This is a genomic window from Streptomyces sp. NPDC002499 (genome assembly GCF_053595415.1).
Genome location: NZ_JBSFXO010000012.1, coordinates 194,275 through 218,993 on the forward strand (window position 1 = coordinate 194,275; position 24,719 = coordinate 218,993).

General features: G+C 71.5%; 20 protein-coding genes and 1 pseudogene. 9 read left to right on the forward strand and 12 right to left on the reverse strand.

Annotated elements, in window-relative coordinates; all coding sequences use genetic code 11:
- Positions 1-4: 4 nt before the first annotated feature.
- Together ACWD5F_RS32440 and ACWD5F_RS32445 are read right to left on the reverse strand one after the other, a co-directional pair.
- Positions 5-1,222, reverse strand: coding sequence for a cytochrome P450 (locus tag ACWD5F_RS32440; RefSeq protein ID WP_451259825.1), 1,218 nt, complete (start codon positions 1,220-1,222; stop codon positions 5-7).
- A gap of 1 nt (position 1,223) precedes the next feature.
- Positions 1,224-2,294: pseudogene (locus ACWD5F_RS32445) on the reverse strand (type III polyketide synthase); the annotation flags it as partial.
- A gap of 173 nt (positions 2,295-2,467) precedes the next feature.
- On the opposite strand from ACWD5F_RS32445, the gene ACWD5F_RS32450 reads away from it, so the two are divergent.
- Positions 2,468-3,040: a thiaminase II/PqqC family protein gene (locus ACWD5F_RS32450; RefSeq protein WP_451259827.1), complete on the forward strand. Its 573-nt coding sequence runs from the start codon at positions 2,468-2,470 to the stop codon at positions 3,038-3,040.
- 61 nt (positions 3,041-3,101) lie between these two features.
- Here ACWD5F_RS32450 and ACWD5F_RS32455 read toward each other — a convergent pair whose 3' ends face one another.
- The 5 genes from ACWD5F_RS32455 to ACWD5F_RS32475 form a co-directional block, all read right to left on the reverse strand.
- Entirely contained in the window at positions 3,102-3,338 is a 237-nt protein-coding gene (locus ACWD5F_RS32455; protein WP_280879016.1) for a DUF6213 family protein, read from the reverse strand.
- Positions 3,339-3,363: 25 nt separating this feature from the next.
- Positions 3,364-4,749 carry an NADP-dependent succinic semialdehyde dehydrogenase gene (locus ACWD5F_RS32460; protein WP_451259830.1) on the reverse strand — a complete coding sequence of 462 codons (1,386 nt, stop codon included), beginning with the start codon at positions 4,747-4,749 and terminating at the stop codon, positions 3,364-3,366.
- A gap of 74 nt (positions 4,750-4,823) precedes the next feature.
- Positions 4,824-5,294, reverse strand: coding sequence for an NUDIX domain-containing protein (locus ACWD5F_RS32465; protein WP_451259832.1), 471 nt, complete (start codon positions 5,292-5,294; stop codon positions 4,824-4,826).
- Complete coding sequence (locus ACWD5F_RS32470; protein ID WP_451259834.1) at positions 5,291-6,829, reverse strand: ATP-dependent DNA ligase; 1,539 nt, start codon at positions 6,827-6,829, stop codon at positions 5,291-5,293. The genes ACWD5F_RS32465 and ACWD5F_RS32470 overlap by 4 nt, the downstream gene beginning before the upstream one ends.
- Positions 6,830-6,886: 57 nt before the next feature.
- Complete coding sequence (locus tag ACWD5F_RS32475) at positions 6,887-7,816, reverse strand: NAD(P)/FAD-dependent oxidoreductase (protein ID WP_451259836.1); 930 nt, start codon at positions 7,814-7,816, stop codon at positions 6,887-6,889.
- Positions 7,817-7,893: 77 nt separating this feature from the next.
- Between ACWD5F_RS32475 and ACWD5F_RS32480 the strand changes: the two genes are divergently transcribed.
- From ACWD5F_RS32480 to ACWD5F_RS32505, 6 genes are all read left to right on the forward strand, one after another.
- The gene (locus ACWD5F_RS32480; RefSeq protein WP_451259838.1) at positions 7,894-8,496 is read left to right on the forward strand and encodes a helix-turn-helix domain-containing protein; all 603 of its coding nucleotides are present in this window, start codon (positions 7,894-7,896) and stop codon (positions 8,494-8,496) included.
- A gap of 122 nt (positions 8,497-8,618) precedes the next feature.
- A complete protein-coding gene (locus ACWD5F_RS32485; RefSeq protein WP_451259840.1) occupies positions 8,619-9,587 on the forward strand; it encodes an NADPH:quinone oxidoreductase family protein in 969 nt (322 codons plus the stop codon).
- Complete coding sequence (locus ACWD5F_RS32490) at positions 9,584-10,765, forward strand: acyl-CoA dehydrogenase family protein (RefSeq protein WP_451259842.1); 1,182 nt, start codon at positions 9,584-9,586, stop codon at positions 10,763-10,765. Before ACWD5F_RS32485 ends, ACWD5F_RS32490 begins: the two co-directional genes overlap by 4 nt.
- Complete coding sequence (locus tag ACWD5F_RS32495; RefSeq protein WP_451259844.1) at positions 10,762-11,844, forward strand: acyl-CoA dehydrogenase family protein; 1,083 nt, start codon at positions 10,762-10,764, stop codon at positions 11,842-11,844. The genes ACWD5F_RS32490 and ACWD5F_RS32495 overlap by 4 nt, the downstream gene beginning before the upstream one ends.
- A 171-nt stretch (positions 11,845-12,015) precedes the next feature.
- Positions 12,016-12,873 carry a phosphatidylinositol-specific phospholipase C/glycerophosphodiester phosphodiesterase family protein gene (locus ACWD5F_RS32500; protein ID WP_451259846.1) on the forward strand — a complete coding sequence of 286 codons (858 nt, stop codon included), beginning with the start codon at positions 12,016-12,018 and terminating at the stop codon, positions 12,871-12,873.
- Positions 12,874-13,030: 157 nt separating this feature from the next.
- Complete coding sequence (locus tag ACWD5F_RS32505; RefSeq protein WP_401725995.1) at positions 13,031-13,225, forward strand: hypothetical protein; 195 nt, start codon at positions 13,031-13,033, stop codon at positions 13,223-13,225.
- Between the two features lie 12 nt (positions 13,226-13,237).
- On the opposite strand, the gene ACWD5F_RS32510 is transcribed toward ACWD5F_RS32505, so the two are convergent.
- From ACWD5F_RS32510 to ACWD5F_RS32525, 4 genes are all read right to left on the reverse strand, one after another.
- Positions 13,238-14,473, reverse strand: a complete 1,236-nt coding sequence (locus tag ACWD5F_RS32510) for a phosphodiester glycosidase family protein (protein WP_451259849.1) — start codon at positions 14,471-14,473, stop codon at positions 13,238-13,240.
- A gap of 75 nt (positions 14,474-14,548) precedes the next feature.
- The gene (locus ACWD5F_RS32515; protein WP_401725999.1) at positions 14,549-14,908 is read right to left on the reverse strand and encodes a DUF779 domain-containing protein; all 360 of its coding nucleotides are present in this window, start codon (positions 14,906-14,908) and stop codon (positions 14,549-14,551) included.
- A gap of 75 nt (positions 14,909-14,983) precedes the next feature.
- Positions 14,984-17,338, reverse strand: a complete 2,355-nt coding sequence (locus ACWD5F_RS32520; protein ID WP_451259851.1) for an FtsX-like permease family protein — start codon at positions 17,336-17,338, stop codon at positions 14,984-14,986.
- A complete protein-coding gene (locus tag ACWD5F_RS32525) occupies positions 17,335-18,051 on the reverse strand; it encodes an ABC transporter ATP-binding protein (protein ID WP_451259853.1) in 717 nt (238 codons plus the stop codon). Before ACWD5F_RS32525 ends, ACWD5F_RS32520 begins: the two co-directional genes overlap by 4 nt.
- A 254-nt stretch (positions 18,052-18,305) precedes the next feature.
- Between ACWD5F_RS32525 and ACWD5F_RS32530 the strand changes: the two genes are divergently transcribed.
- Both ACWD5F_RS32530 and ACWD5F_RS32535 read left to right on the forward strand, forming a co-directional pair.
- Complete coding sequence (locus ACWD5F_RS32530) at positions 18,306-19,586, forward strand: sensor histidine kinase (RefSeq protein WP_451260120.1); 1,281 nt, start codon at positions 18,306-18,308, stop codon at positions 19,584-19,586.
- A gap of 47 nt (positions 19,587-19,633) precedes the next feature.
- The gene (locus ACWD5F_RS32535) at positions 19,634-20,305 is read left to right on the forward strand and encodes a response regulator (protein ID WP_401726004.1); all 672 of its coding nucleotides are present in this window, start codon (positions 19,634-19,636) and stop codon (positions 20,303-20,305) included.
- Positions 20,306-20,415: 110 nt separating this feature from the next.
- On the opposite strand, the gene ACWD5F_RS32540 is transcribed toward ACWD5F_RS32535, so the two are convergent.
- On the reverse strand, positions 20,416-24,495 hold the full coding sequence (locus ACWD5F_RS32540) for a discoidin domain-containing protein (RefSeq protein WP_451259855.1): 4,080 nt from the start codon (positions 24,493-24,495) through the stop codon (positions 20,416-20,418).
- Positions 24,496-24,719: the final 224 nt, after the last annotated feature.

Sequence of the window (24,719 nt, forward strand, 5' to 3'; positions counted from 1 at the left end):
CGGCTCACCACGTCACCGGCAGGGACTCGGGGCCGCGGATCAACGCGCCCTTCCTGAAGGGCACTTGGTCCGGCGGCACGGCCAGCCGCAGGCCCGGCAACCGGTCCAGCAGCGCGTCGATCAGCAGCTCCGACTCCAGCCGGGCGAGCATGCCGCCCGGGCAGTAGTGCGGGCCGAAGCCGAAGGAGACGTGCGGGTTGGGGTTGCGGCCGAAGTCGATCTTCTCCGGGTCGGGGAAGACCTCCGGGTCGCGGTTGGCGGCCAGGTAGGAGACGTAGATCGGGTCGTCCTTGCGGATCCGTACGCCTCTGATCTCCACGTCCTCCATGGCGATGCGGGACAGTCCGACCGCGTTGCGGTGCGGGATGTAGCGCAGGAGTTCGTCGATGGCCTTGGGGCGGATCTCCGGCTCGGCGCGCAGGCGTTCGGCCAGGTCGGGGCGGGTGAGCAGCAGGTAGAACATCTGCCCGCTGTTGTTGGTGACCGCCTCGCCGCCGATCTGGAGCAGCACCGCGAGTCCGACGGCCTCGTCCAGCGTCACCTCGCCACGGCCCACGGCGGCGCCGAGCAGCGAGGTGACGTCCTCGCCGGAGCTGCCCTCCCGCAGGCCGATGAGATCGCCGAAGTAGGCGCCCATCTCCTGCTTGGCCTGCTCGCTGACCTCCTTGCCGTGCGAGGAGGACAGGATCAGCTGGGTCCAGGTGTGCATGCCGTGCCGGTCGGCGGCCGGCACACCCATCAGCTCGCAGATCACCGCGATGGGGAACGGGCTGAGGACGGCGGCCGTGAGATCGCCGGGCGGCCCCGCCTCCACGAGCTCGTCGATGAGCTCGTCGAGCAGCACGCGCGACTTCTCGCGCACCCGCTCCACACCCCTCGCCGTGAACGCGGCGGCGACCGAGCGGCGCAGCCGGGTGTGGTCGGGCGGGTCGAGGAAGCCGACCGCGCCGCGCTGCGGGATGAAGTGCGGCGCGAGCCGGGTGACCGGCTGGTCCATGACCGCCTCGCGGCTGAACCGGGGGTCGTTGGTCACCATGCGCACGTCGTCGTGGCGGGTGACCAGCCAGGCCCAGCCCTCGCCGTTGGGCAGCTGGATCCGGGTGAGGGGGCCCTCGCGCATCAGCTCGGCGAGCACCGGGTCGAAGTCGACCCCGGTGAGGTCGCGCGCGGGCCAGTGCCGGATCGGCGGCAGGAAGGTCTCGGTGATCGTGTCGTCGCTCATGTCACGTCGTTTCTTCGTCCCGGTGCCAGCGGCCCAGGGCCATCTCGGCGGTGATGCCGGGTCCGAACCCGGCGAGCAGCCCGCGCGCCCGGTCCTGGGCACCGCCCTCGTCGAAGAGCCGGCGCAGCGCGTCCAGGACGACGGCGCTGGCGATGTTGCCGTACTCGGTGAGCGTGGCCCGGCTGAACCGGAAGGCGTGCGGGTCGACCTGGAGGAACTTGCTGAGGTCGTCGAGTATTCGGGGCCCGCCCGCGTGGACTATGTAGAAGTCCAGGTCGGCCGCGTCCCAGCCGTGCAGTCCCGCGAGGTCCTGGAGCGCCGGTGCCAGCGGCTCCATGGTGGCCGGCACCCGCTTGTCCAGCAGGAAGTGGAAGCCGGTGGCTCGGACGTCGTACATGATCCACTCTTCGGTCTTGGGGATCAGGTACGAGCCGTTGCGTTCCAGCTCGATGCCCTCGCCGCCCCGTCCGCGCACCACGGCGGCGGCGATCCCGTCGCCGAACAGACCGTTGGAGAGCAGGGAGCCGATGCCGATGTCGGTGGGCTGGTAGCACAGCGAGCAGAACTCGCAGGCCACGATGAGCGCGTTGGCCTGGGGGTAGGCCGTGCAGAAGTCGTGCGCGCGGTTGATCGCGGCGCCGCCGGCCGCGCAGCCCAGCTGGGCGATGGGGATCTGGCGGGTGGTGGCGTCGAAGGCCATCTCGTTGATCAGCCAGGCCGTGAGCGAGGGCATCATGAAGCCCGTGCACGAGACGTAGATGATCACGTCGATGTCGCTGGTGAGGAGCTCCGCGTCGTCGAGCGCCCGCTGCACCACCGACGGGACCCGGGCCTTGGCCTCGGCCACGTAGATCCGGTTGCGGTCCTCGAACCCGGGGTGCTTCAGGGTCTCCTCGATCGGCTGCACGATGTGCCGGGTACGTACGCCGGTGTTCTCGATCAGCCGGAGGGCCAGCGGCAGTTGGGGGTGGTCGGCGTGGCGGGAGCGTGCCAGCTCCAGCGTCTCCTCCATCGTGATGACGTGCTCCGGGACGGACACCGAGGGTCTGCACAAAGTCGCCATGAACCGTGCCTGCTTTCGCCGTCCGGAAGGCTTTCGGCCCCCCGGTCAGAAGGTGGTTCACCTCTGGGGGTGGTGCACCCACGATCACCCGTGGGGGCGACGTTCTCTCGGTGGACTACTCCAATTCAGGGACCCTGTGTAAAGGTCGGATCAGTAGCCGGACCCACACGGACGGATCCCCGATGACCGAGAACCCCCTGGTAGCGCTGATCGCGACCGGCACGGCCCCCGTGGAGACCCTCGCAACTCTCGCCCTCGAACAACAGCGGGTGATCCCGGCCGACCGCCGCGCCTTCCTCCACCTGGCGCAACGCGCGACGGCGCAACCGGAGACCGCGGATTTCTTCAGGACGCTCGCGGAGGGGGAAGCGGAGGCGGGCCGCCGCCTGGCGCCCTTCGCGACGGCATGCGGCGTGGACGAACCCCGCTCCCGCACATACGAGCCCCTACCGGGCTGCCAGTCCTACCCCGCCTACGTCGCCTGGCTGTCCCTCAACGCGGACCCCACGGACGCCCTCCTCGCCCTGACGTCCAACTTCGCGGAATGGGGCGCCTATTGCGCAACAATCGCCACGGCCCTACGCCGCCACTACGCCTTTACGAACGAGGCGTGCAGCTTCTTTGACTTCTTCGCGGAACCAGCCCCGGCCGCTCCGCGAGTGGAGCCGACGGACAAGGAACTGGTCCGCCAGTACAGCCGCGCCCTCCAGCACTACGAGGGATCATTCTGGGCAACGTTGCTGCCACGTCCCTAGGGGCGCGGGGAACTGCGCGACCAGCCACACTCAACCCGCACCCGGCAACGCACAAGCACCCCTACGACGCGCCCCCACTGCTATGCGCAATGCAGGCCACATCAATCCGATCGGCCAGCTTCGCGAGCTCGATCGTGAGAGCAGCAACCGTGTCCTCGTCGAGGGCCTCCTCCCCGGCCTCGACAAGGTGCAGCCACCTCCCACCCACGGTCCGCAACAACTTGCTGACATCGGCGGCAGCCACCTGCAAGGTCCCGCGGTCGTCGACGATCAGAGGCAGAGTCACTTCGCGGTTCACAGACGGGATGGTAGCCGCGCAGCGTTCACGCTCCGTGCCAAACCGTCGTGATGTTGCAGAACTCCCGGATTCCGTGCCCGGACAGCTCACGCCCGTACCCGGACCGCTTCACCCCGCCGAACGGGAACGCCGGATGGGACGCGGTCATGCCGTTGAAGAAGATCCCGCCCGCCTCCAGATCCCGTACGAAGAGATCCACCTCGGCGTCGTCCCGGGTCCAGACGTTGGAACTCAGCCCGAACGGCGTGTCGTTGGCGATCAGTACGGCCTCCTCCAGGCTGCCCGCCCGGTACAGCGTGGCGACCGGTCCGAACGCCTCCTCCCGGTGGACGCGCATCTCGCGGTCGATGCCGGCCAGCACCGTCGGCGGGTACCACCAGCCCTCCCGGTCCGGCCGCTCGCCCCCGCACAGCACGGCCGCACCGCTGCGCCTGGCATCGTCGACCAGCTCCTCCAGATCGGCCCGCCCCTGCTCGGTGGCGAGCGGTCCGATGTCCGTGCCCTCGTCCGTGGGGTCACCGACGGTGAGCGCCTTCATCCCGGCGACGAACCGCTCGGCGAACGCGTTGTACACGTCCGTGTGCACGATGAACCGCTTGGCGGCGATGCACGACTGCCCGTTGTTCTGCACGCGCGCGGTGACCGCGATCTTCGCGGCCCGGTCGATGTCCGCGGACGGCATGACGATGTACGGGTCGCTGCCGCCGAGTTCGAGCACCGTCTTCTTGATCATCTCGCCGGCGGTGGAGGCGACGGCCCGCCCGGCCGGTTCACTGCCGGTGAGCGTGGCCGCCCGCACCCGCTCGTCGCGCAGGATCTCGTCGACCGCGCCGGAGCCGATGAGCAGGGTCTGGAAGCAGCCCTCCGGGAAGCCCGCCCGGTGGAAGAGGTCCTCCAGGTACAGCGCGGTCTGCGGCACGTTGGAGGCGTGCTTGAGGAGGCCGACGTTGCCCGCCATCAGCGCGGGTGCGGCGAAGCGGATCACCTGCCAGAGCGGGAAGTTCCACGGCATGACGGCGAGGACCGGGCCCAGCGGCCGGTAGCGGACCAGGGCGCGGGAGCCTCCGGAGTCCTTCACGTCGTGCTCCGCGGGCTCCTCGTCGGCCAGCAGTCCCTCCGCGTGCTCGGCGTACCAGCGCATCGACTTGGCGCACTTCGCCGCCTCCGCGCGGGCCTGCTTGATCGGCTTGCCCATCTCGGTGGTCATGACCGCGCCGATGTCCGCCTGGTCCTCGTCGAGGAGCTCGGCGGCCCGGGTGAGCAGGCGGGCGCGCTCGGCGAACGTCGTCGTGCGATACGTGCGGAACGTCGCCTCGGCGAGCCGGATCCGGCGCTCCACCTCCTCCTCGCCCATGGCTTCGTACGTCTTGAGCGTCTCGCCGTTCGCCGGATTCACCGTCGCGATGGGCATGGCTGACCTCCTGGGGGCGGGCTTGCTCCGACCTTCCCGCGCGGCGCCGGGCACCGCAACGTGTGGGCCGCTGTTCAGTCCGAGTGCTCCGCCAGCCGGTCGAGAAACGCGGCCTGCGCCTTGACGATCACATCCCGGGCCCGGTCCGGCGCGAACCACTCGACCCGGTCCAGCTCGGGGAACTCCCGCACCTGCCCCGACTTCGGCGGCCACTCCATCCGGAACGTGCCCGGCTCGATCGTCGCCGGGTCCAGATCGGCCTCGATCGCCCACACCGTGACGATCTTGCCGTTCGTCTGCCGCACCTCGCCGAGCGGCACCGCCTCCCCGTCGGGCGGCGCCAGCCCCAGCTCCTCCTGGAACTCGCGCCGGGCCGCGTCCCACGCGGTCTCCTCCTCGGGCTCGTACTCACCCTTCGGGACGGACCAGGCGCCCGCGTCCCGCTTGGCGAAGAAGGGCCCGCCCATGTGACCGAGGAGCACCTCCAGGCCCTGGCCGGTGCGCCGGTACAGCAGCAGGCCCGCGCTGCGCTTCGGGCCGGTCACGGCTTCACCTCCGGGTGCGCGGCCAGCAGGGTCTCCACGGTGTCCGCCTCGTCCGGCCGCTTGTCCTCGCGGTAGCGGACCACGCGGGCGAAGCGGAGGGTGACGCCGGCCGGGTAGCGGGTGGACTTCTGCAGGCCGTCGTAGGCGATCTCGACGACGAGTTCGGGGCGTACGGTCACCACCCAGCCGTTGTCCTCGACGGCCAGCTCCTGGAGGCGTTCCGTCTGCCAGGTGAGCATCGCGTCGGTCATGCCCTTGAAGGTCTTGCCGAGCATGGCGAAGGTGCCGTCCGGGTTGCGGGCGGCGAGGTGGAGGTTGGACAGCTTGCCGGTGCGGCGGCCGTGGCCCCATTCGGCGGCCAGGACCACGAGGTCGAGGGTGTGTACGGGCTTGACCTTCAGCCAGGAGGCGCCGCGCCGGCCGGCGCTGTAGGGGGCGTCGAGGGCCTTGGCCACGACCCCCTCGTGCCCGCGCGCCAGGGTCTCGGCGAGGAAGGCCTCGGCTTCCGCCGTGTCCTCGGGTGCGGACACCAGCGCGCGCCTTACCCGCATCGGCTCCGGCACCAGCCGGGCCAGCTCCGCGTGCCGCTCGACGAACGGCAGGTCGAGCAGGTCCCGGTCGTCGACCGACAGGGCGTCGAAGAAGACGGGCGAGACCGGGACCTCGCGAGCGGCCGTCGCCACGTCCACGCGCGAGCCGACCCGCCCCGCGGTCTCCTGGAAGGACCGCGGCCGGCCGTCCGCGTCGAACGCGATGACCTCGCCGTCCAGGATGAACCGCTCGCCCCTCAACTCCAGCGCGGCCGCCGTCACTTCGGGCAGGCGGTCGGTGATGTCGTCGAGGGTGCGGGTGTAGATCCGTACGGTGTCGCCGTCGCGGTGCACCTGTACGCGGATGCCGTCCAGCTTCTCCTCCACCGCGCACGTGCCCAGCTTCTCGACCGCCTCGGCGACCGAGGCGGCGGTGTGCGCGAGCATCGGCTGGACCGGGCGGCCGACGGTGAGGCGGAAGCGGTTCAGGGAGGCGGGGCCCTCCGCGAGCAGGGCCTGTGCCACCGGTTGTACCGAACCGGCGAGCATCACCGCCCGCCGTACGTCCGCCGGCGGTGCCTCGGTCGCCTGCGCGAGGCCCTCGACCGCCACCGCGTCGAGTGCGCCTTGCCGCACCTCACCGGTGAGCAGCCCGAACAGGAAGCGCTGCTCCTCTTCCGTCGCCGCGCCCATCAACTCGCCGACCAGCCGGGCCCGTTCGGCCTGCGAACCGGCGCCCGCGACCTTGCCGAGGTCGGTGAGACGGGCGTCCACCTCGCGGACGGTGAGGGTCGGTTCGGCGGCCGGGGCGACCCGGTTGCTCAGCACCTTCCAGCCGACGCCGAGCCGTCCCTGCGGGAGCCGTCCGGCGAGGTACGGGATCACGATCGGTACGTCGTCCGCCTCGGCGTCCCGGAACAGCTCCGCGAGCAGGGCGATCTTCCGGGACCGCGCCGAGGTGGCGGCGACCTCCTGGGACACGTGGGCCAGCCGAGCAAGCAGCATGCAGCCATGTTGCAACGGAGGCGGCGCCTCCACACCTGGGCGTCCACATCCGGGCGGCTAAAGCTTGACCGCCGCGTCGAGATCGGCGAAGAGCAGCTCTCCGTTGATCGCCGCTCCTGCCCGGTAGCCCCGGCTCGCCGCGTTGATCACCTGCTCTGCGAATCCGCTCGCGTTGCCCGCCGCCCACAGCCCTGGCACGGTCGTCAGGCCCCGCTCGTCGATCACCGGGTAGGAGCCGAAGGGCGTCTCGGTCATCTCGGCACCCAGCCGAGCCAGCAGATCGGTCTGCGGGATCGCGCGCGGGGCGGTGAAGAGGACCGACCGATCGTGGACCGTGCCGTTCGCCAGCCGCACTCCGGTCAGTCGGTCGTCGGTCACGACCAGTCCCGCCACCTCGCCCGGCACCACCTTGACTCCCGCCACGGCCAGCCTGCGCAGGTCGTCGTCCGAGAGTGTGTCCTCCGCGATCTCGTGCAGGAACAGGGTCACGTCCTTCGACCACTGGGACACGATCAGCGCCTGGTGCACGCTCATCGGCGTGGTGGCGAGCACGCCGAAGGGCTGGTCGCGGACCTCCCAGCCGTGGCAGTACGGGCAGTGGAGCACGTCACGGCCGTAGCGCTCGGCGAGGCCCGGGATGGTCGGCAGCTCGTCCTTGAGGCCGGTGGCGATGACGAGGGCGCGGGCCCGTACGGTCCGGCCGCCGGCCAGGGAGACGGTGAAGTCCCCGTCGCGTGTGGCGTCCACCGCCCGGTCGCGGACCAGCTCGACGCCGTAGCGCGCGATCTCCTCGCGGCCGATCGCCAGGAACTCCGCGGGGGACATGCCGTCCCGGGTCAGATAGCCCTGCATGTGGGCGGCGGGCGCGTTGCGCGGTTCGCCCGCGTCGACGACGAGGGTGCGGCGCCGGGCGCGGCCCAGCACCAGCCCGGCCGAGAGCCCGGCCGCTCCGCCGCCGACGACAATCACTTCGTACCTGTCGGTCATGGTTGACCACCTCCACGACGACAGTCGCGCGATACTACGGGATTGACAAACTCGTTTGCCGAAACTGCAATACCTGTATGAGTGACGACAACGACGACGGCACGCACGACGGCACGAGCGAGGTTCTCGCCGAGGTCGGGCCCCGGCTGCGGCGGGTCCGCAAGGAGCGGGGTGCCACCCTCGCCGGGCTCTCCGAGGCGACCGGCATCTCGGTGAGCACGCTCTCGCGGCTGGAGTCGGGGCTGCGCAAGCCCAGCCTGGAGCTGCTGCTGCCGATCGCGCGGGCCCACCAGGTGCCCCTGGACGAGCTGGTCGGGGCGCCGCCGCCCGGCGATCCGCGAGTGCGGGCCAAGCCGATCGTGATGGGTGGACGCACCCACTGGCCGTTGACCCGCCAGCCCGGCGGCCTCCAGGCGTACAAGGTGCTCGAACCACGGCGGCAGCTGGAGCCGGACCCGCGCACGCACGAGGGCTACGAGTGGCTGTACGTGCTGTCCGGGCGGTTGCGGCTGGTGCTCGGCGAGCACGACGTGGTGCTGGGCGCGGGTGAGGCGGCCGAGTTCGACACCCGGGTGCCGCACTGGTTCGGGTCGACGGGGGAGGGGCCGGTCGAGTTCCTGAGCCTGTTCGGGCCGCAGGGGGAGCGGATGCATGTGCGGGCACGGCCCAAGCGGGCGTGACGTGGATGACGGGCCGGCGTGACGTGGGCGACGGTTCCGTGCGGGCGGTTCCCTGAGGGCAAGCGACCGCTTAGTATGCGTTGCGAACCCCGTCGGGCGAGGCAGTCGCATGGAGGCACCGCATGCAGGCATGGCAAGTGCACGAGAACGGTGAGCCGAGCGAGGTGATGCGGCTCCAGGACGTGGAGACGCCCACGCCCGGTGACGGCCAGGTGCTGCTGAAGGTGCGTGCCGCGAACATCAACTTCCCCGATGTGCTGATGGCCCGGGGGCAGTACCAGGTGCGCCCGCCGCTGCCGTTCACGCCGGGCGTGGAGATCTGCGGCGAGACCGAGGACGGTCGCCGTGTGATCGCCAACCCCGCGCTGCCGTACGGCGGTTTCGCCGAGTACGCCGTCGCCGATGCCGTCGGACTGCTGCCCGCGCCGGACTCGCTGGACGACGCCGAGGCCGCCGCGCTGCACATCGGCTACCAGACCGGCTGGTTCGGCCTGCACCGCCGGGCCCACCTGGAGGCGGGCGAGACGCTGCTCGTGCACGCCGCCGCCGGCGGGGTCGGCAGCGCGGCCGTCCAACTCGGCAAGGCCGCCGGCGCCACCGTCATCGGGGTCGTCGGCGGGGCCGAAAAGGTGGGCGTGGCGCGGGAGTTGGGCTGTGACGTCGTCATCGACCGACGCAGCGAGGACGTCGTCGCCCGGGTCAAGGAGGCCACCGGCGGGCGGGGCGCCGACGTGGTCTACGACCCGGTCGGCGGCGAGGCCTACGCCCAGTCGGCCAAGGTCGTCGCCTTCGAGGGGCGGATCGTGGTCGTCGGTTTCGCCAGCGGGAACATCCCCAGCCCGGGGCTCAACCACGCCCTCGTGAAGAACTACTCGATCCTCGGCCTGCACTGGGGCCTGTACGCCACCAAGAACCCGAAGCTGATCCTGCGCTGCCACGAGCAGCTCACCGAACTGGCCGCGCGCGGAGCCATCAAGCCGCTGGTGAGCGAGCGGGTGCCGCTGGCGGGCGCCGCGGACGCCGTGCAGCGGGTGGGTGACGGTGTCACCACGGGCCGGGTCGTGATCCTGCCGAACGGAGCCGGCGCATGACCGACGCAGCCGAACTGACGCGCCGCACCGCGGAGTTGCTGGCCGCGCATCCGCCGTCCACCACGGACCGGCTCGACTTCCTCAAGGCCCGCTTCGACGCCGGGCTCGCCTGGGTGCACTACCCCGAGGGCCTCGGCGGACTCGGTGTGCCGCGCTCCCTCCAGGCCGTCGTGGACGCCGAGTTGGCGGCCGCCGGCGCCCCCGACAACGACCCGCGGCGCATCGGCATCGGCCTCGGCATGGCCGCGCCGACGATCCTCCACTACGGCACCGAGGAGCAGAAGCAGCGCTATCTGCGGCCCCTTTGGGTGGGCGAGGAGGTCTGGTGCCAGCTCTTCAGCGAGCCGGGTGCCGGGTCCGACCTGGCGGCGCTGGGCACACGGGCCGTCCGTGAGGGCGAGGACTGGGTCGTCAACGGGCAGAAGGTATGGACGTCCAGCGCGCATCTCGCCCGCTGGGCCATCCTCATCGCCCGCACCGACCCGGACGTGCCCAAGCACGCCGGCATCACGTACTTCCTCTGCGACATGACCGACCCCGGCGTCGAGGTCCGCCCGCTGCGCCAGATCACCGGCGAGGCGGAGTTCAACGAGGTCTTCCTCACCAACGTCCGCATCCCCGACTCCCGCCGCCTCGGCGAGGTCGGCAACGGCTGGCGGGTCGCGCAGACCACCCTGAACAACGAACGCGTGGCCATCGGCGGCATGCGGCTGCCCCGCGAGGGCGGCATGATCGCCCCGGTCGCCAGGACCTGGCGCGAGCGCCCCGAGCTGCGCACCCCCGACCTGCACCAGCGGCTGCTGGGACTCTGGGTCGAGTCCGAGGTCGCCCGCCTCACCGCCGAACGCCTGCGCCAGCAGCTCGTCGCGGGCCAGCCCGGCTACGAGGGCTCCGGCATGAAGCTCTCCTTCGCCCGCCTCAACCAGGAGATCAGCGGCCTGGAGGTCGAACTCCGGGGCGAGGAGGGCCTGTTGTACGACGACTGGACCATGCGCCGCCCCGAACTGGTGGACTTCACCGGCCGTGACGCCGGCTACCGCTACCTGCGTTCCAAGGGCAACAGCATCGAGGGCGGGACCAGCGAGGTCCTGCTGAACATCGTCGCCGAACGCGTCCTGGGCCTGCCCGCCGAGCCGCGCACCGACAAGGACGTCGCATGGAAGGACCTGGCCCGATGACCGCGCAGCCCGACCTGCTGTACTCGGAGGAGGAAGAGGCCCTCCGCGCCGCCGTCCGCGACCTGCTCACCGACCACTGCGACGCGGCGAGCGTGATCAAGCGCACCGAGTCCGACGCCCCGCACGACCTGTCGCTGTGGAAGTCCCTCGCCGACGGCATGGGCCTCGCCGGTCTCCTGGTGCCCGAGGACAAGGGCGGCCAGGGCGCCACGCACCGCGAAGTCGCCGTCGTCCTGGAGGAGTTGGGGCGCGCGGTGGCTCCCGTGCCCTATCTGACGAGCGCCATCGTCGCCACCGAGGCCCTGCTCGCCTGCGACGCCGACGACCTCCTCGCCGACCTCGCCTCCGGCCGCCGTATCGGCGCTCTCGCCGTCGCCCTGAACGTCGCTCCGGGCGGCGCCTTCAAGACCGTACGGCTCGAAGACGGGCTGCTGTACGGGGAGTTGACCGGGATCGCGGACGCGGCCGTCGCCGATGTGCTGTTGGTGCCCGCGGAGGACGGTGGGCTGTACGCGGTGGAGGCGGCCGAGGCCGGTGTCGTTCCGCAGGTCTCGTTCGACCTGACCCGGCCGGTCGCGACCGTGTCCTTCGACGGGGCGCGTGGCCGGCTCGTCGGTGACGGTGGACCCGCCGTGCGGCGCGCGTTGCGAGCCGGGGCGGGCCTGCTGGCCTCCGAGCAACTCGGGCTCGCCGACTGGGCGTTGACCGAGACCGTGCGCTACCTGAAGGAGCGCAAGCAGTTCAACCGGCCCGTCGGTGGTTTCCAGGCGCTCAAGCACCGGCTCGCCCAGTTGTGGTTGGAGGTCGTCAACCTCCGGGCCGCCGCCCGCAATGCCGCCGACGCCCTCGCCACCGGTGCGGACACCGACCTCGCGGTCGCCGTCGCGCAGGCCTACGCGGCACGCGTCGCGGTCCACGCGGCCGAGGAGGCGGTGCAGTTGCACGGCGGGCTCGGCATGACGTGGGAGCACCCGGCCCACCTCTACCTCAAGCGGGCCAAGGCCGACTCGATCGCCTACGGCACGGCCGGCGCCCACCGCGCCGAGTTGGCCGAACTCGTAGATCTGCGAGCCCCCTGAGATTCACCCGGTGAAGCCCGCCCCACCTGGGGCGGGCTTTTTCGTGCGGCTGGGCGGAAGGAGTGAACGAGCGACGGCAGTCCGGCCAACTCCTGGCATGTACAGGTTCATTGAGCCTGGTCCCGCCGCATACTCCCTGTGGTTCCGACCCGCCCCACAGGGAGGCAGAACATGGCCCACCTCACCCGTCGCAGAGTTCTCACCACCCTCGGCGCCGCCACCGCGGCCGTGCTCGCCCCGCCCGCGGGCAGCGCGTTCGCGAGCGACACCAAGCACCGGAAGCGCCCGTTGTGGAAGGCCCACGCCCACAACGACTACGACCATCCGCGCCCCCTCTTCGACGCCCTCGACCACCGCTTCGGCAGCGTCGAGGCCGACATCTTCCTCGTCGGCGACCAGCTCCTGATCGCGCACGACGCGACCCAACTGGACCCGACGCGCACCCTGGAATCCCTCTACCTCGACCCGCTGGCCGCGCTGGTGAAGCGCAACCACGGTTCCGTGTACCGGGGTTACCGCCAGCCGCTCCAGCTGCTGATCGACATCAAGACCGAGGGCTCCTCGACCTACCTCGAACTCGACCGTCATCTCCAGCGCTACAAGCACCTGTTCACCACGTACGCGCATGGCCGAGTGCACCCCGGCGCGGTCACCAACGTCATCTCCGGCGACCGGGCCGCCCGCATCCCCATGGAGGCGCAGACCGTGCGCCGCGCCTTCTACGACGGTCGCCTCACCGACCTCGGCACCTCGGCGCCCGCCTCCTTCGTCCCGCTGATCAGCGACAACTGGCAGCTCAACTTCACCTGGCTGGGCGCGGGCGCCTTCCCCGAGGCGGAGAAGCAGAAGCTGCGCGACATCGTCCGCCAGGCACACCGCCGCGGGCAGAAGGTGCGTTTCTGGAACACCCCCGAGGCGGCCGGGCCCGCCCGGGACGCGCTGTGGACCGAACTGCTGGACGCCGGCATCGACTACTTCAACACCGACGACCTGGCGGGCCTCGAGGCCTTCCTGGACGCCCACCGGTAGACGGTCGGCGGTCACCTCCACGCCCCTTCGCCGGGCGTCAATCAAGCAGTGCGGACATCACACGTCCGGGAGGCGGGTCAGCCGCCCGGACGAACCCTCCGCTACGCCACACTTGCGGCCGAACGCCGCGAAACGGGCGTGGCGGAGGAGGTTGACGATGGCCATTTCCATCTCTGTGCTGGTGCTGCTCCTGATCCTGGCGGTGATCTTCCTGCGCAGCGGCGGGCTGAAGGTCTCGCACGCCCTGGTGTGCGCCCTGCTCGGCTTCTTCCTGGCCGGCACGAGCATGGCGCCCACCATCCACAGCGGCCTAACGGCGACCGCCGACATCGTCAGCAGTCTGCGGCCGTGAGGCCCGCCGCGCTCACTTGGTGAAGACCCCGATGCCGGTCGGTACCGGACGCTCCGAGCCGTCGGACGGGTGGTTGCGTACGGACACCGCGGTCGCGCCCGGCGCGCGGGCGACCAGTTCCGACGAGCCGCCGCCGTCCAGGCTGAAGGCGTCCACCGAGCCCAACGACCGCATGGTGGTGGCCACTTCGGCGATCGTCAGACCGCTGCGGTAGGCGGGGGCGCCGTCCAGCGCGAACAGCAGCAGCTTCCGTCCGTCGTCCGCGATGCCGACGGCGGTGCGCACGGCCGCGACCGCGTTGTCCAGGCCGGCCAGCGGCTGACCGTCCATCAGCACCGGGTAACCGCCGAGCGCGAAGCGGTACGGGACCTGGGAGGCCGACGCCACCAGCCGCTGCTTCACCTTCACCGGCTCGCCCTTGAAGAACTTCCGCAGCTGTTGCGCGCCCGCCTCACGGCCGACCAGCACGGTGGTCCCGGCCGCGATGGTGCCCTTGCCCGGGGTGTCGGCGGTCGCCACGACCCGGTTGTTGCGGATCGTCACCTCGTAGGTGTCCGTGCTGCACGCGGCCGCGCGGTTGGTGTCCGTGCCGCAGGTGGCGCGCACCCGGGAGGCGCTGCCCCAGTCGGAGGTGAACGCGCCGACGGAGCCCACCGGCAGCGCGTACTGGTTGAGTCCGCCCAGCGGCAACTGCCCCACCGGAGTGCGGACCGAGCCGCTGAGGCTCAGGCTGTCCAGCCGGGCGGTGCGGTCGACGCCCACGCCGATGACGTCCTGGGTGGAGCGGCCCGGCGGCATCGACGGGCCGAAGCGCTGCCCGTTCGGCACCGCGGCCTTCAGTGTGCGGCCGCTTGCGATGGCAGGGCCGACGGTGGCGAACGTGGCGTCGACGCCCGGGTGCTGGGCCTCGGTGATGTTGAAGAAGTCGCCGTTGACGGCCGCGACGGCGCCCCTGGCGTCGGCCAGCGAGGACAGGGCGGCCCGGGAGGCGACCGCTCCCGGATACAGCAGGTCGAGCTTCACGCGTGCGTCGCGCAGGTTCACGGTGACCAGGTGGGCGTGCGTCGGCCCCTTGATCCCCTGGATGTCGAACTCCTGATAGGTGACCCCCGAACCGACAGGAACGGCCCTCGGCGCGCCGCTGGCCGGTGCCGCCCCCGCCAGGGCCGCACCGGCCAGCGCGCCGAACGCCGTGAGAAACGCCAGTACCGATCTGTGTGCCGAGCCACGTCTTTGACGACGCGTCACAGTGCCCCCTGAAGTCTCGTCAACTGTCCCAGGACTCAGGAGAAGTGCATCAGAAGGTGGTGTCCGGCGGGGTCCCTAAGCGCCGACTACGCGAGAACGAGTGAGAAAACGCAGCCCCTCGGGCGCCTCCAGCGAGAAACCGCTGCCGCGACCCGCTACGACGTCGATGATCAGCCGCGTGTGGCTCCACACCTCGTACTGGCTGCGCGACATCCAGAAGGTCACCGGCTCCGGCACCCCCTCGACCGCCAGTTCCGCGAGGAGCACGTCCGAGCCCCCGGTGCGGAACTCGCCCTCCGGGTAGCACATGGGCGCGCTGCCGTCGCAGCAGCCGCCCGACTGGTGGAACATCAGCGGACCGTGCGTCCCGTGCAGCTTGCGCAGCAGGTCGGCGGCGGCGGGGGTGAGCTCGACGCGCGGAGTGTCCTCGTCCATGCCACCAGGGCAGCACGGGCAAGGTTGCGAGGGGGTTGCACGGCCACATCGCACGGCTTGATCGCATGGCCGCCTCTACTCCGCGCGCAGTGCGGTCGCCGTGCGGATCCGGGCCGCCCAGCCGGCCGGCAGCAGCGAGCCGAGGACGGCGACGGCCGTGCCGGCGAGGGCCAGCAGGACCAGTTCGGGACCGCCGTAGACGGAGGTGACCGAGTCGGGCAGGCGCAGTCCGGCGCTGTGGCCCATGGCCGGCAGCACCGCGTCGTGCACCGCCACCCCGAGCGGTACGCCGAGGACGCCTCCGACGACTCCCGGCAGGACGACCGAGGTGACGACCATGGTGACGGTCTGGCGGGGTGTCATGCCCAGGGCCTTGTGGACGCCGAGGTCCCGGACCCGTTCGTGGGTGTCCAGGACGACCCCGCCCAGGACACCCAGCGCGGCGACGCTGATCAGGAGCGCGGTCAGGAACGCGGTGAGGGTGTTGAGGACGGTGACGGTGTCGCTGCCGTTCAGGGACTTGGCGCTCGTCGCGCTGACGCCCAGGGGCTCGAGGTCGGCGTTGAGCGCGTCGACGTAGGCGTCCGTGTCGGTGCCCGGCTTCAGGCCGATGGAGTAGGTGGTGGGCGTCAGGTCCGGTGCGGCCGACTTGAGAGTGCTCAGTTCGGTGAAGACGCGCATGCCGTCGTCGCCGGTGTCGAAGACCTCGCCGACGATCCGCACCGGCACCGGACTGCCGTCCAGGTTCAGCGTGATCGTGTCCCCGACCTCGGCACCGGCCGCGGTCAGCACCGTACTCGCGACCACGGCCTCGCCCTTCGCGGCGAGCCAGCGTCCCGAGATCATCCGGAAGCCGCCCCAGGAGGCGTCACCGTCGAAGGCGAACAGGGTGACGTTCCCGGACACGCCCGACAGGGTCCCCTCCGTGCTCGCGGAGCGGTAGTAGCGGCGGGTGCCCGACTGCTCGCGGATCGCCGAGACGACCTTCGCGGGATCGGCGGCCGTCCGCCGCTGCCGTACCTGTCCCTGAGGTTGGGGGCCGCCGCCCGGTCCCTGTGCGCCGATGGTGACCTCCGCCGCGTTGTGGTTCTTCGCCGCGATCACCTCGCCGAGCGAGGACGACAGGCCGGTGGCGAAGGTGACCGCCGCCGCGCCGAACGCGACCGCCGCCACCATCGAGAGGGTGCGCGCGGGACGGGCGAACGGCCGGGCCAGGCCCAGGCCGACCGGCCGCGGCAGCGGGAGCCGCGCGGTGAGCCGGGCCGCCCGCCGGCCCCGGCCCGGAGCGGGCGTACGGCCCACGGACAGCGCGTCGACCGTACGCAGCCGGCCGGCCCGCCAGGCACTCGCGCAGGCCGTCGCCGCGACCACCGCCAGCACCCCGCCGACCACCAGCACGTCCACCCACACCTCCACGCCGAGCCCGGTCGTGCCGTAGGCGTCCTCCGTCTCGGACAGCAGCGGTACGGCGAGCAGGTGGCCGGCGACCGTGCCGAGGACCGCGCCGACCGCGGCCGGCAGCACGGCCTGGCCCGCGCAGGCCCGGACGACCTGGCCGGGTGTGCAGCCGACGGCCTTGAGGACGCCGATGCGCCGGATGCCGGTGGCCACCGCGCCCGCGACCACGTTGCCGACGATCAGCACCGACATGACCAGGCCGAGGACGCCGAACGCGACCAGGAAGGGCACGAACAGCGAGGTCTCGCGGGTGGCCGCCTTCTTGACGTACAGCCAGGACTGCGTGCCCGTGAGGGACTTCGCCGGTACCGTCGCGGCGACCGCGGCCCGGTCGTGGGTGATCTGCGCCGACGTGGCCGCGTGGGTGAAGCGGTAGAGCATCTGGTAGCCGTCGGGTTCGCCGGATGCGGTGAGGTCGGCGATCTCGGCGGGCAGCACCCAGCCGTCGGCGGTGCGGCTGACCGAGCGGGCCAACCCGACCACCGTCAGCGTGGGGCTGCCGGGCTGGTCGGGGAAGGTCACCCGCTGGCCCAGTCGCATGGAGGGGCCCGCGTCCGCCGACAGGACGATCTCGCCGGGCTTCGCCACCCAGCGCCCCTCCGTCACGTCCACCTTGTCGACGGCGCCGCCGGCGGTCGAGCGGCCGACGAGGGTCAGGGGCACGGTGGCCTGCGCGTTGACGCCCAGGCCCACCGAGGCGGTGGGGAAGGGCCCGGCGGAGGCCTCGACTCCGTCGGCCTGTGCCGACGCCTTCACCTGCGCCTCGGTGACCTTGTCCGCGTCGAACCCCACGGCCAGATGCGCCCCGTGCTGACGGTCGAAGGCCTTCTGGAACGGCGCCTCCGACGCCACCAGCAGTGACCCGGCCAGCACGGACGCCGTCACCGCCAGCAGGGTCGCCAGACCGATCACCAGGGTCTGCACCCGGCGCCGGGCCATGCCCACCCGGACGACCCGCACCAGCGCGCTCATCGGACCGGCTCCGCGGTCGCGTCGGCGTCCGTCCCGGTCGCGGCGTCGGAGGTGATCCGGCCGTCGACGAGATGGACGGTGCGGCGGGTGCACGACCGGGCCAGCGCCAGGTCGTGGGTGACCACGACCACCGTCTGCCCCTCGTCGTTGAGTTCCCGCAGCAGCCGGCACACGTCCTCCCCGGACGCCGAGTCCAGCGCGCCGGTCGGCTCGTCGGCCAGCAGCAGGGGCGGACGGTTCATCAGGGCCCGCGCCACCGCGACCCGTTGCCGCTCACCGCCGGAGAGCCTCCCCGGGTAGGTCTGCGCGTGCCGGGCGATGCCGAGCGACTCCAGCAGATCGTCGGCCCGGCGCTGCGCCTCGCGCCGGCCGAGGCCCGCCAGACGCGCGGGCAGCAGTACGTTGTCGGCGACCGTCAGATCGTCGAGCAGGTTGAAGAACTGGAACACCATGCCGACCTTCGTACGTCGATAGCGCGCCGCGGCCGCCTCGCCGAGCCGGTCCACGCGGACGCCGTCCACGGTGACCGTCCCCTCGTCCGGCCGGTCCAGGCCCGCGACCAGGTTGAGCAGCGTCGACTTGCCGCTGCCCGACGGCCCCAGGATCGCGACCGCCTCCCCGGCCCGTACGGTCAGCGATGCCTCCCGCAGCGCCGGTGGTCCTGCGTCGTAGCGGCGGCCGACCTCGTGCAGGTCGATCACGGGTGTGCTCATGGCCCACTCCCTCGGCCCTCGCCGCGACGGCGAGGGCGTTCTCGTATCGGATGCGACGACGCTAGGAACGGAGGCGGTGCGGGCACGACGGCCGCCGGGGGTAATCGCCGTACCGCGTGCGGACCATGGCGTGCGGTGTCATCCCTGAGATGTACGCGCCGGATGTACTCGGCCAGGTCTGCGGAGGGATTCCCGCCGTGCCGCACGCTCGGGAGAATGGGCCGGTGACGGTGTGGGAGCGGGTGGGACACGGCATGCCGGGCCGACTGCGCGTCGGCGCCGGGGCGTTGCTGCGGCCGACCGGTCCGCTGCCCGTGCCGAGCCGGCGCGACCGGCTCGCCGACGGGGCGCTGGCGCTGGTCCTGGCCGTGCTGTCGGTGCAGTTCACGATGGGCGACGGGTACGAACAGTCGCACGGGCACAGCATGGTGGGCCTGCTCGACCTGGTCTTCGTGGCCTCGGGAGCGCTCGCGCTGCGCCGCCGCTACCCGCTGACCGTGCTGTGGATCGTCATGACGGCGACCGCGCTCACCCCGGACAGCGTCGCCCGGATCACCTTCTACCAGTGCGTCGTCGCCGCCTACTCCGCGGCGGCCTACAGCCCTTACCGGGCGGGCACGCTGGTGAGTCTGGTGGGCGCGGTCGCGCTGATCGGCCTGCCCTCGGGCGGCGGCGACCGGCCCTATCCCTACGCGTATCCGCTCCCGTACCCCGTCCCGCCCGACCTCGCGACCACACAGCCCACCGTGCCCACCCAGTACGTGCCGTTGCTGCTGTCCGTGCCGCTCGTCATCGCCGCCGTCGGACTGCGGACCTGGCGGCGCCGGGCCGCCGAGACCCGGAGCCGGCTGACGGCCGTGGAGCACGAGCAGGCGGAGGCGCTGCGCCGGGCCGTCGAGCTCGAACGCGCCCGGATCGCGCGGGAGTTGCACGATGTCGTCACGCACAACGTCAGCGTGATGGTCATCCAGGCCGGCGCCGCCCGCACGATCATGGAGAGTTCGCCCGAGGAAGCGCGCGAGGCGCTGCTCGCGGTCGAGACGGGCGGCCGGGCGGCGATGGGGGAGCTGCGGCAGGTCATGGGCCTGCTCACGCCGGACATCGACGACACCGACGACCCCGATCAGCTGTGCCTGGGGCCGCAGCCCGGCCTCGGTCAACTGGACGCCCTCGTCGGGCGGATGCGCGCCGCCGGACTGCCGGTCGAGCTGACCGTGACCGGAACGGCACCCGCCGAACTGTCACCGGGCGTCGAACTCGCCGCCTACCGCGTGGTGCAGGAGGCCCTGACCAACACCGTCAAGCACGCGACCGGCGCGAAGGCCAGCGTGCGGGTCGCGTACGGCGCCGAGGAACTGGACGTGGAGATCAGCGACACCGGCGGCCCGCCCGCCCCCGCCGCGGCCACCGGCAACGGACGCGGACTGATCGGCCTGCGCGAACGCCTCGCCGTCCACGGCGGCACCCTGCGCACCGGCCCGCGCCCCCTGGGCGGTTACCGCGTGCACGCCCTCATCCCCCTGCGGCACCAGTGAAGTCGGAGCTACCGGGAGATGGCGGCACCCATGAGACTGGAGCATCCATGAACCCGCCCCTGCGGGTCGTCGTCGCCGACGACCAGGCCCTGGTGCGCACCGGCTTCCGGCTGATCCTCGGCGCCCACGGCATCGAGGTGGTCGCCGAGGCGGCCGACGGGGGCGAGGCCGTGGCGGCGGTCCGGCGCACCCTGCCCGACGTGGTCCTGATGGACATCCGGATGCCCGACATGGACGGCCTGGAGGCCACCCGACGCATCCTGGAGGGGGCCACGGACGCGCCCCGCGTGGTCATGCTCACCACCTTCGACCTCGACCACTACGTGTACGCGGCGCTGTCCGCCGGAGCCAGCGGCTTCCTCCTCAAGGACGTCACACCCGAGCAACTCGTCGCCGCCGTCCGCACGGTACGGGCCGGGGACGCGCTGCTCGCCCCCGCCATCACCCGCCGCCTCGTCGAACGCTTCGCCCGCCCCAGCGCCGCCTCGGCCTCCCTGCACCGCGACCTGGCGGCCCTGACCCCGCGCGAACTCGACGTGCTGCGACTGCTCGCCGAGGGCCTCAGCAACGCCGAACTCGCCACCCGCCTCCACCTGTCCGAGGCCACCGTCAAGACCCACGTCTCCCGCATCCTCACCAAACTCACCCTGCGCGACCGCGCCCAGGCGGTGGTGGTGGCCTACGAGACGGGACTGGTCAGTCCGCGGTCGAGTCTCTGACGGCGCTCTTCGCCGAGTGCCGTGCGGCAGCACGAAGTCGAGGGCCGGGCGGGACTGCCGGGCCCTCGACTCCTACGTTCCGACCGCCCTGACCACGGCCGGATCCTGTCCTACGGCCGGGCCGTGGCCGTAGGCACGTTGTATCCCTCCACCCGCAGCTTCGGGCGGGAGCCGCCCGGAGCTTCGGCCGGCCAGGACGCGGTGACGGTGCGGGACTCACCCGGCAGCAGCCACAGGTAGTTGTCGCTGTAGAGGGTGGGCAGGACCCGGTCGCCCGACTTCGCGTCGAGGAGCGAGACGCGCACCAACGACGCGACCGACGAACCGCGGTTGGTCAGCCGTGCGGTGAGGCCGTGGCGGGAGCCCGAGTGGTCCGTGTCGGTGACGTCGACCGAAACACGGGTTCGCGCCGCGGAGTTCAGCGCCCGCATGTCCTGCGGGTTCTTGTAGCGCCAGTACGTGTTCTCGGACAGCAACGCGCCGCGCGCGTCCGTGAGGCGTACCCGCAGCAGGTGGAAGTCCGGCAGGCCGTCCCGGCTCACCGTGAACGCGCTCGTGGTCGCGGAGGACTCGATGTCGACCTTCTTGCGCTGCTCGGCGGCGAGTTGACGTCCCGTCAGGTCGTAGCAGCGGGCGGAGACCGTGGCACCCTTGATCGCCTTGGGCGTGTGGTTGACCGCGATGACCTTGCCGCTCGCCGAGTCCGCCTGGACGTGGACGGGCTCGCTCGCCTTGCGGGAGCCGTAGTAGGCGCCGTTGACGTCGAAGTCGTAGTCGTAGGTCTGCCACACCGTGCTGTACCAGGCGGGGTGGGACATCCAGAGCATCAGCCCGCTGGCGTCCTCCCACAGGTTGGCGTTCCAGGCCTCGAACATGGCGCGGTGGTTCTCGTAGTTGACGAACTGCGCCTTGCGGGCGAGGTCCTCGATGCCGGTGGTCGTGTCGAGCCGGGACTCGATCGCGGCACGGTAGTTCTGCGGTGCCTGATTCCCTCGGGTGCTCCAGTCGTGGTAGTACCAGGCGCCGCCGATCGGCCACTCGGGCTCGTCGCCGACGAGGTTGCGCAGCGTCTCGGCCGTCGACACCACCGGCATGCCGATCTCGGTGTGGAAGCCGAACACACCACCGCCGTACGTGGCGGCGGAGGCGTAGCGCTCCGGCTCGACCCAGCCGTAGGGGCCGCCGCCGGACACGATCCCGCCCGCGGAGTTGTTCTGGTAGAGCAGGTCGGGCGCCTCGGCGCGCACCGCCGCCCGCATGCCGTCGTCGACCGCCGCGGGCGGGTTGCCCTCGTTGGCGCCGCACCACACCACGACGCTCGGATGGATCCGGTACCGGCGCACGGTGTCCTGCGCGGTGTCCAGGAACGCCTTGTGGTCCGGCGGGTCCATCCCCCACGCGTTGGGGAAGTCGTTCCACACCAGAATGCCGTGCTCGTCGCAACTGGCGTAGAACTCCTCGCGGTTGCTGCACGCGACCCAGTTGCGGATCATCGTGAAGTTCATGTCCCGGTGCATCCGCACGGCCGCGTCCATGCGGGCCTTCGGCATCCGGCGCAGCAGCTCGTCCCAGCCCCAGTTGCCGCCCCGGCAGAAGACCCGGGTGCCGTTCACGCTGATCTTCAAAGGCTTGGTGCTGTTGTCGACGGACTTCACGTCGGTCCAGTCGTCGCCGTTGTCGGAGACCTGGATCGTGTACTTCTTGGCGTAGGCCGCCTCCCAGGTGATGACCACCCGGTCGAAGGACACGGTCGAGCCGAGGTCGACGCGGATCCACTGGTTGTCCTCGTAGGAGGAGGACCAGCGGGTGCCCGGGTCGCCGTCGGTGGCGTTGCCGGGCCCGTTGCCCGAGTTCTCGTCGGCGGACGAGGTCGCCGTCCGGTGCAGGGCCAGGTCGCTGTCCGGTGACGCGCTGTTCACGACCGACAGGGCCCACATCGAGGAGCCGTAACCCGTCGCTCGCTCACGGCAGAAGATCCTCAGATACCGGGCGCTCTGCGCGTCGATGTCCACGCTCTGGATGCTTGCCTCGCCACCGGCGCGGAACGGGAGCGGCACCGCGGTGTTGTCCACCGAGGCCGCGTCCGTCCAGGTGTCGCCGTCGTCGGAGACCTGGACGGCGTACGTCTTCGCGTACGCCTGCTCCCAGGTGATGACGACCCGGTCGAAGGAGACCGAGGAGCCGAGGTCGACGCGGATCCACTGGTCGTCCTCGAAGGACGAGGACCAGCGGGTGCCCGCGTCCCCGTCGGTCGCGTTGCCCGGCTTGTTGCCGGGGTCGTCCACGGAGGAGGAGGTCGCCGTCTTGCCGAGCGCGAGGTCGTTGTCCTGGGCCAGGCTGTCCACGACGGACAGCGCCCACATCGACGAACCCCAGTTCGTCGCCCGGGTACGGCACAGGATCCGCACGTAACGCGCCGTGCGGCGGGTGAAGTTCACCGTCTGGGCGTAGGAGTCGCCGCCCTTCTGGAAGGTGAGCGGCACCTCGTACTCGTAGCCGAACTGACGGATCCCGAAGCGGGTGGTGCGCCGGTCGCTCTCCGCGCCGCCGACGGAGGCGGTGAGGGTGAGGTCGTGCAGGGTGGCCTCGCCGTAGCCGTTGGGCCACCACAACGCCGGGTTGCGCAGGCGGAGTTGCGGGTTGTCGGCGGGGGCGAAGACCACGTCGATGGTCGCGCCGCCGGCGATCGTGACCGTCTTGGTGAGGCGTACGCCCTTGAAGGCGGCGGAGACGGTGACCTTCCGGTCGGCGGTGTCCGCGTTCTTCACCGGCACGGTGATGGTCAGTTCGGCGGTGCCCGTGTCCGGGAGGTCGGGCAGGCGGGTGTCCACGCGCGGGTCGCCGATGACCGCGGCGCCGGTGGAGCGCAGCCGGACGTGGTTCCAGATGCCGGCCGCCCGGTCGCGGACCGCGGGCATCCAGTCCCAGCCCGAAGAGGCCAGATACGTCGGGGAGTTGCGGTTCATCATGTTCGCGCCGGCGTCGACGAACGCGAGACCGGCGGGGCCCTTGTCGCCCGGGCTGCCCGGGAACGGCATCGGCGTGATCCGCACGGCGAGGGCCTGCGCGTCGCCGCCGGCCGCCAGGAGCTTGGTGACGTCGAAGGCGGCGCGGGCGAAGGTGAAGGCGACCTCGCCGACTGAGCTGCCGTTGAGCCAGACGTCCGCCTTGTGGTTGACCCCGTCGAACTCCAGCCAGATGTGGCGTCCGGCGCCGGTGCGCAGCCCCTTGGGGAGGTGGAACTCGCGCCGGTACCACCAGGAGTGGCGCGAAAGGGCCTCCGGGACATGGAGGTTGTTGAATCCGGCCACCGGGTCGGGCAGATGACCCTGGTCGACGAGCGAGGTCGTGACCGTGCCGGGGACCGTTGCCGGCAGCCAACGGCTGGTGTCCGCCGAGGACTTGGACAGGGCGGCACCGTCACCGGCGGCCCAGTCGTCCATCGTCAGGTCCCAGCCGGACTCCAGCGGGACGGTGCCGTCCTCGGCGACCTTGAGAGCCGGGGGAGTGCGGTGGTTGGTGCCCCAGTCGGTCCAGCCCGTGGCCTCGGGGCGGGCGGTGCGGCAGGTGCCGTACACCTGGAAGCCGTTGAGGCCGAGCGGGTTGGTGTTGGAGCGCTTGCGCACCGTCATCCGGACCCAGCGGGCGCTGACCGGCTTGGCCAGGGCGATCTCCACGACCCCGCCCTTGCCGGAGGTGGTGCTGTACACCGTCGTCCAGGCCTTGTTGTCCCGCGAGGTCTCGACGACGTAGTCGACCGCGCAGCTGGAGAGGATCTCCTGGCCGGTCGTGTCGTTGCGCGGACTGCCGCTGGTCGACTCGGTGAACGCCGGGTCGTCCGCGGTCGCTTCGAAGGTGAGGTGGACCGAGTCGACCTCGCACAGGGCCTGGAGGTCGACCGAGATCCACTGGGGGTCTCCGGCCGCCGCGCGCCAGCCCGTGCCGCGCACGCCGGTGGACGTCACCCTGTCGACCACGAACTCCGCCGGGGTGGGCGCGTAGTCGGTCGAGGAGACGGTGACGGGCCGATATCCGGCCAGCTCGCCCGGCGTCACCGGCCGGCTCGCCTGTCCGGATCCGGTCGCGAAGGCGTCGGTGGTCGAGGTCATGCCGAGGCCGAAGCCGGCCAGCAGGGCGGAGCCGGTGGAGAGGAGGGTGCGGCGCGAGGGTCTGGACAACTGATCCGACATGAAATGCGGCTCCGATCAGGGAAGTTCAGGGCGCGGGCGAGCACGGGGGCAGCCTGCTGACAACGTTGCCAGTGCGGCTCTGACAACGTTGCCAAACACTGCACCTGCGGGGGTGGGCTGTCAAGGTTTCCGGTGGTCACTCAAGGCCTCTCAGAATAAATTAGTAATTAATATTGACAAGGTTTCGGCCGCACGCCACAGTCGTCGCCGTGACGTCGAGGCCG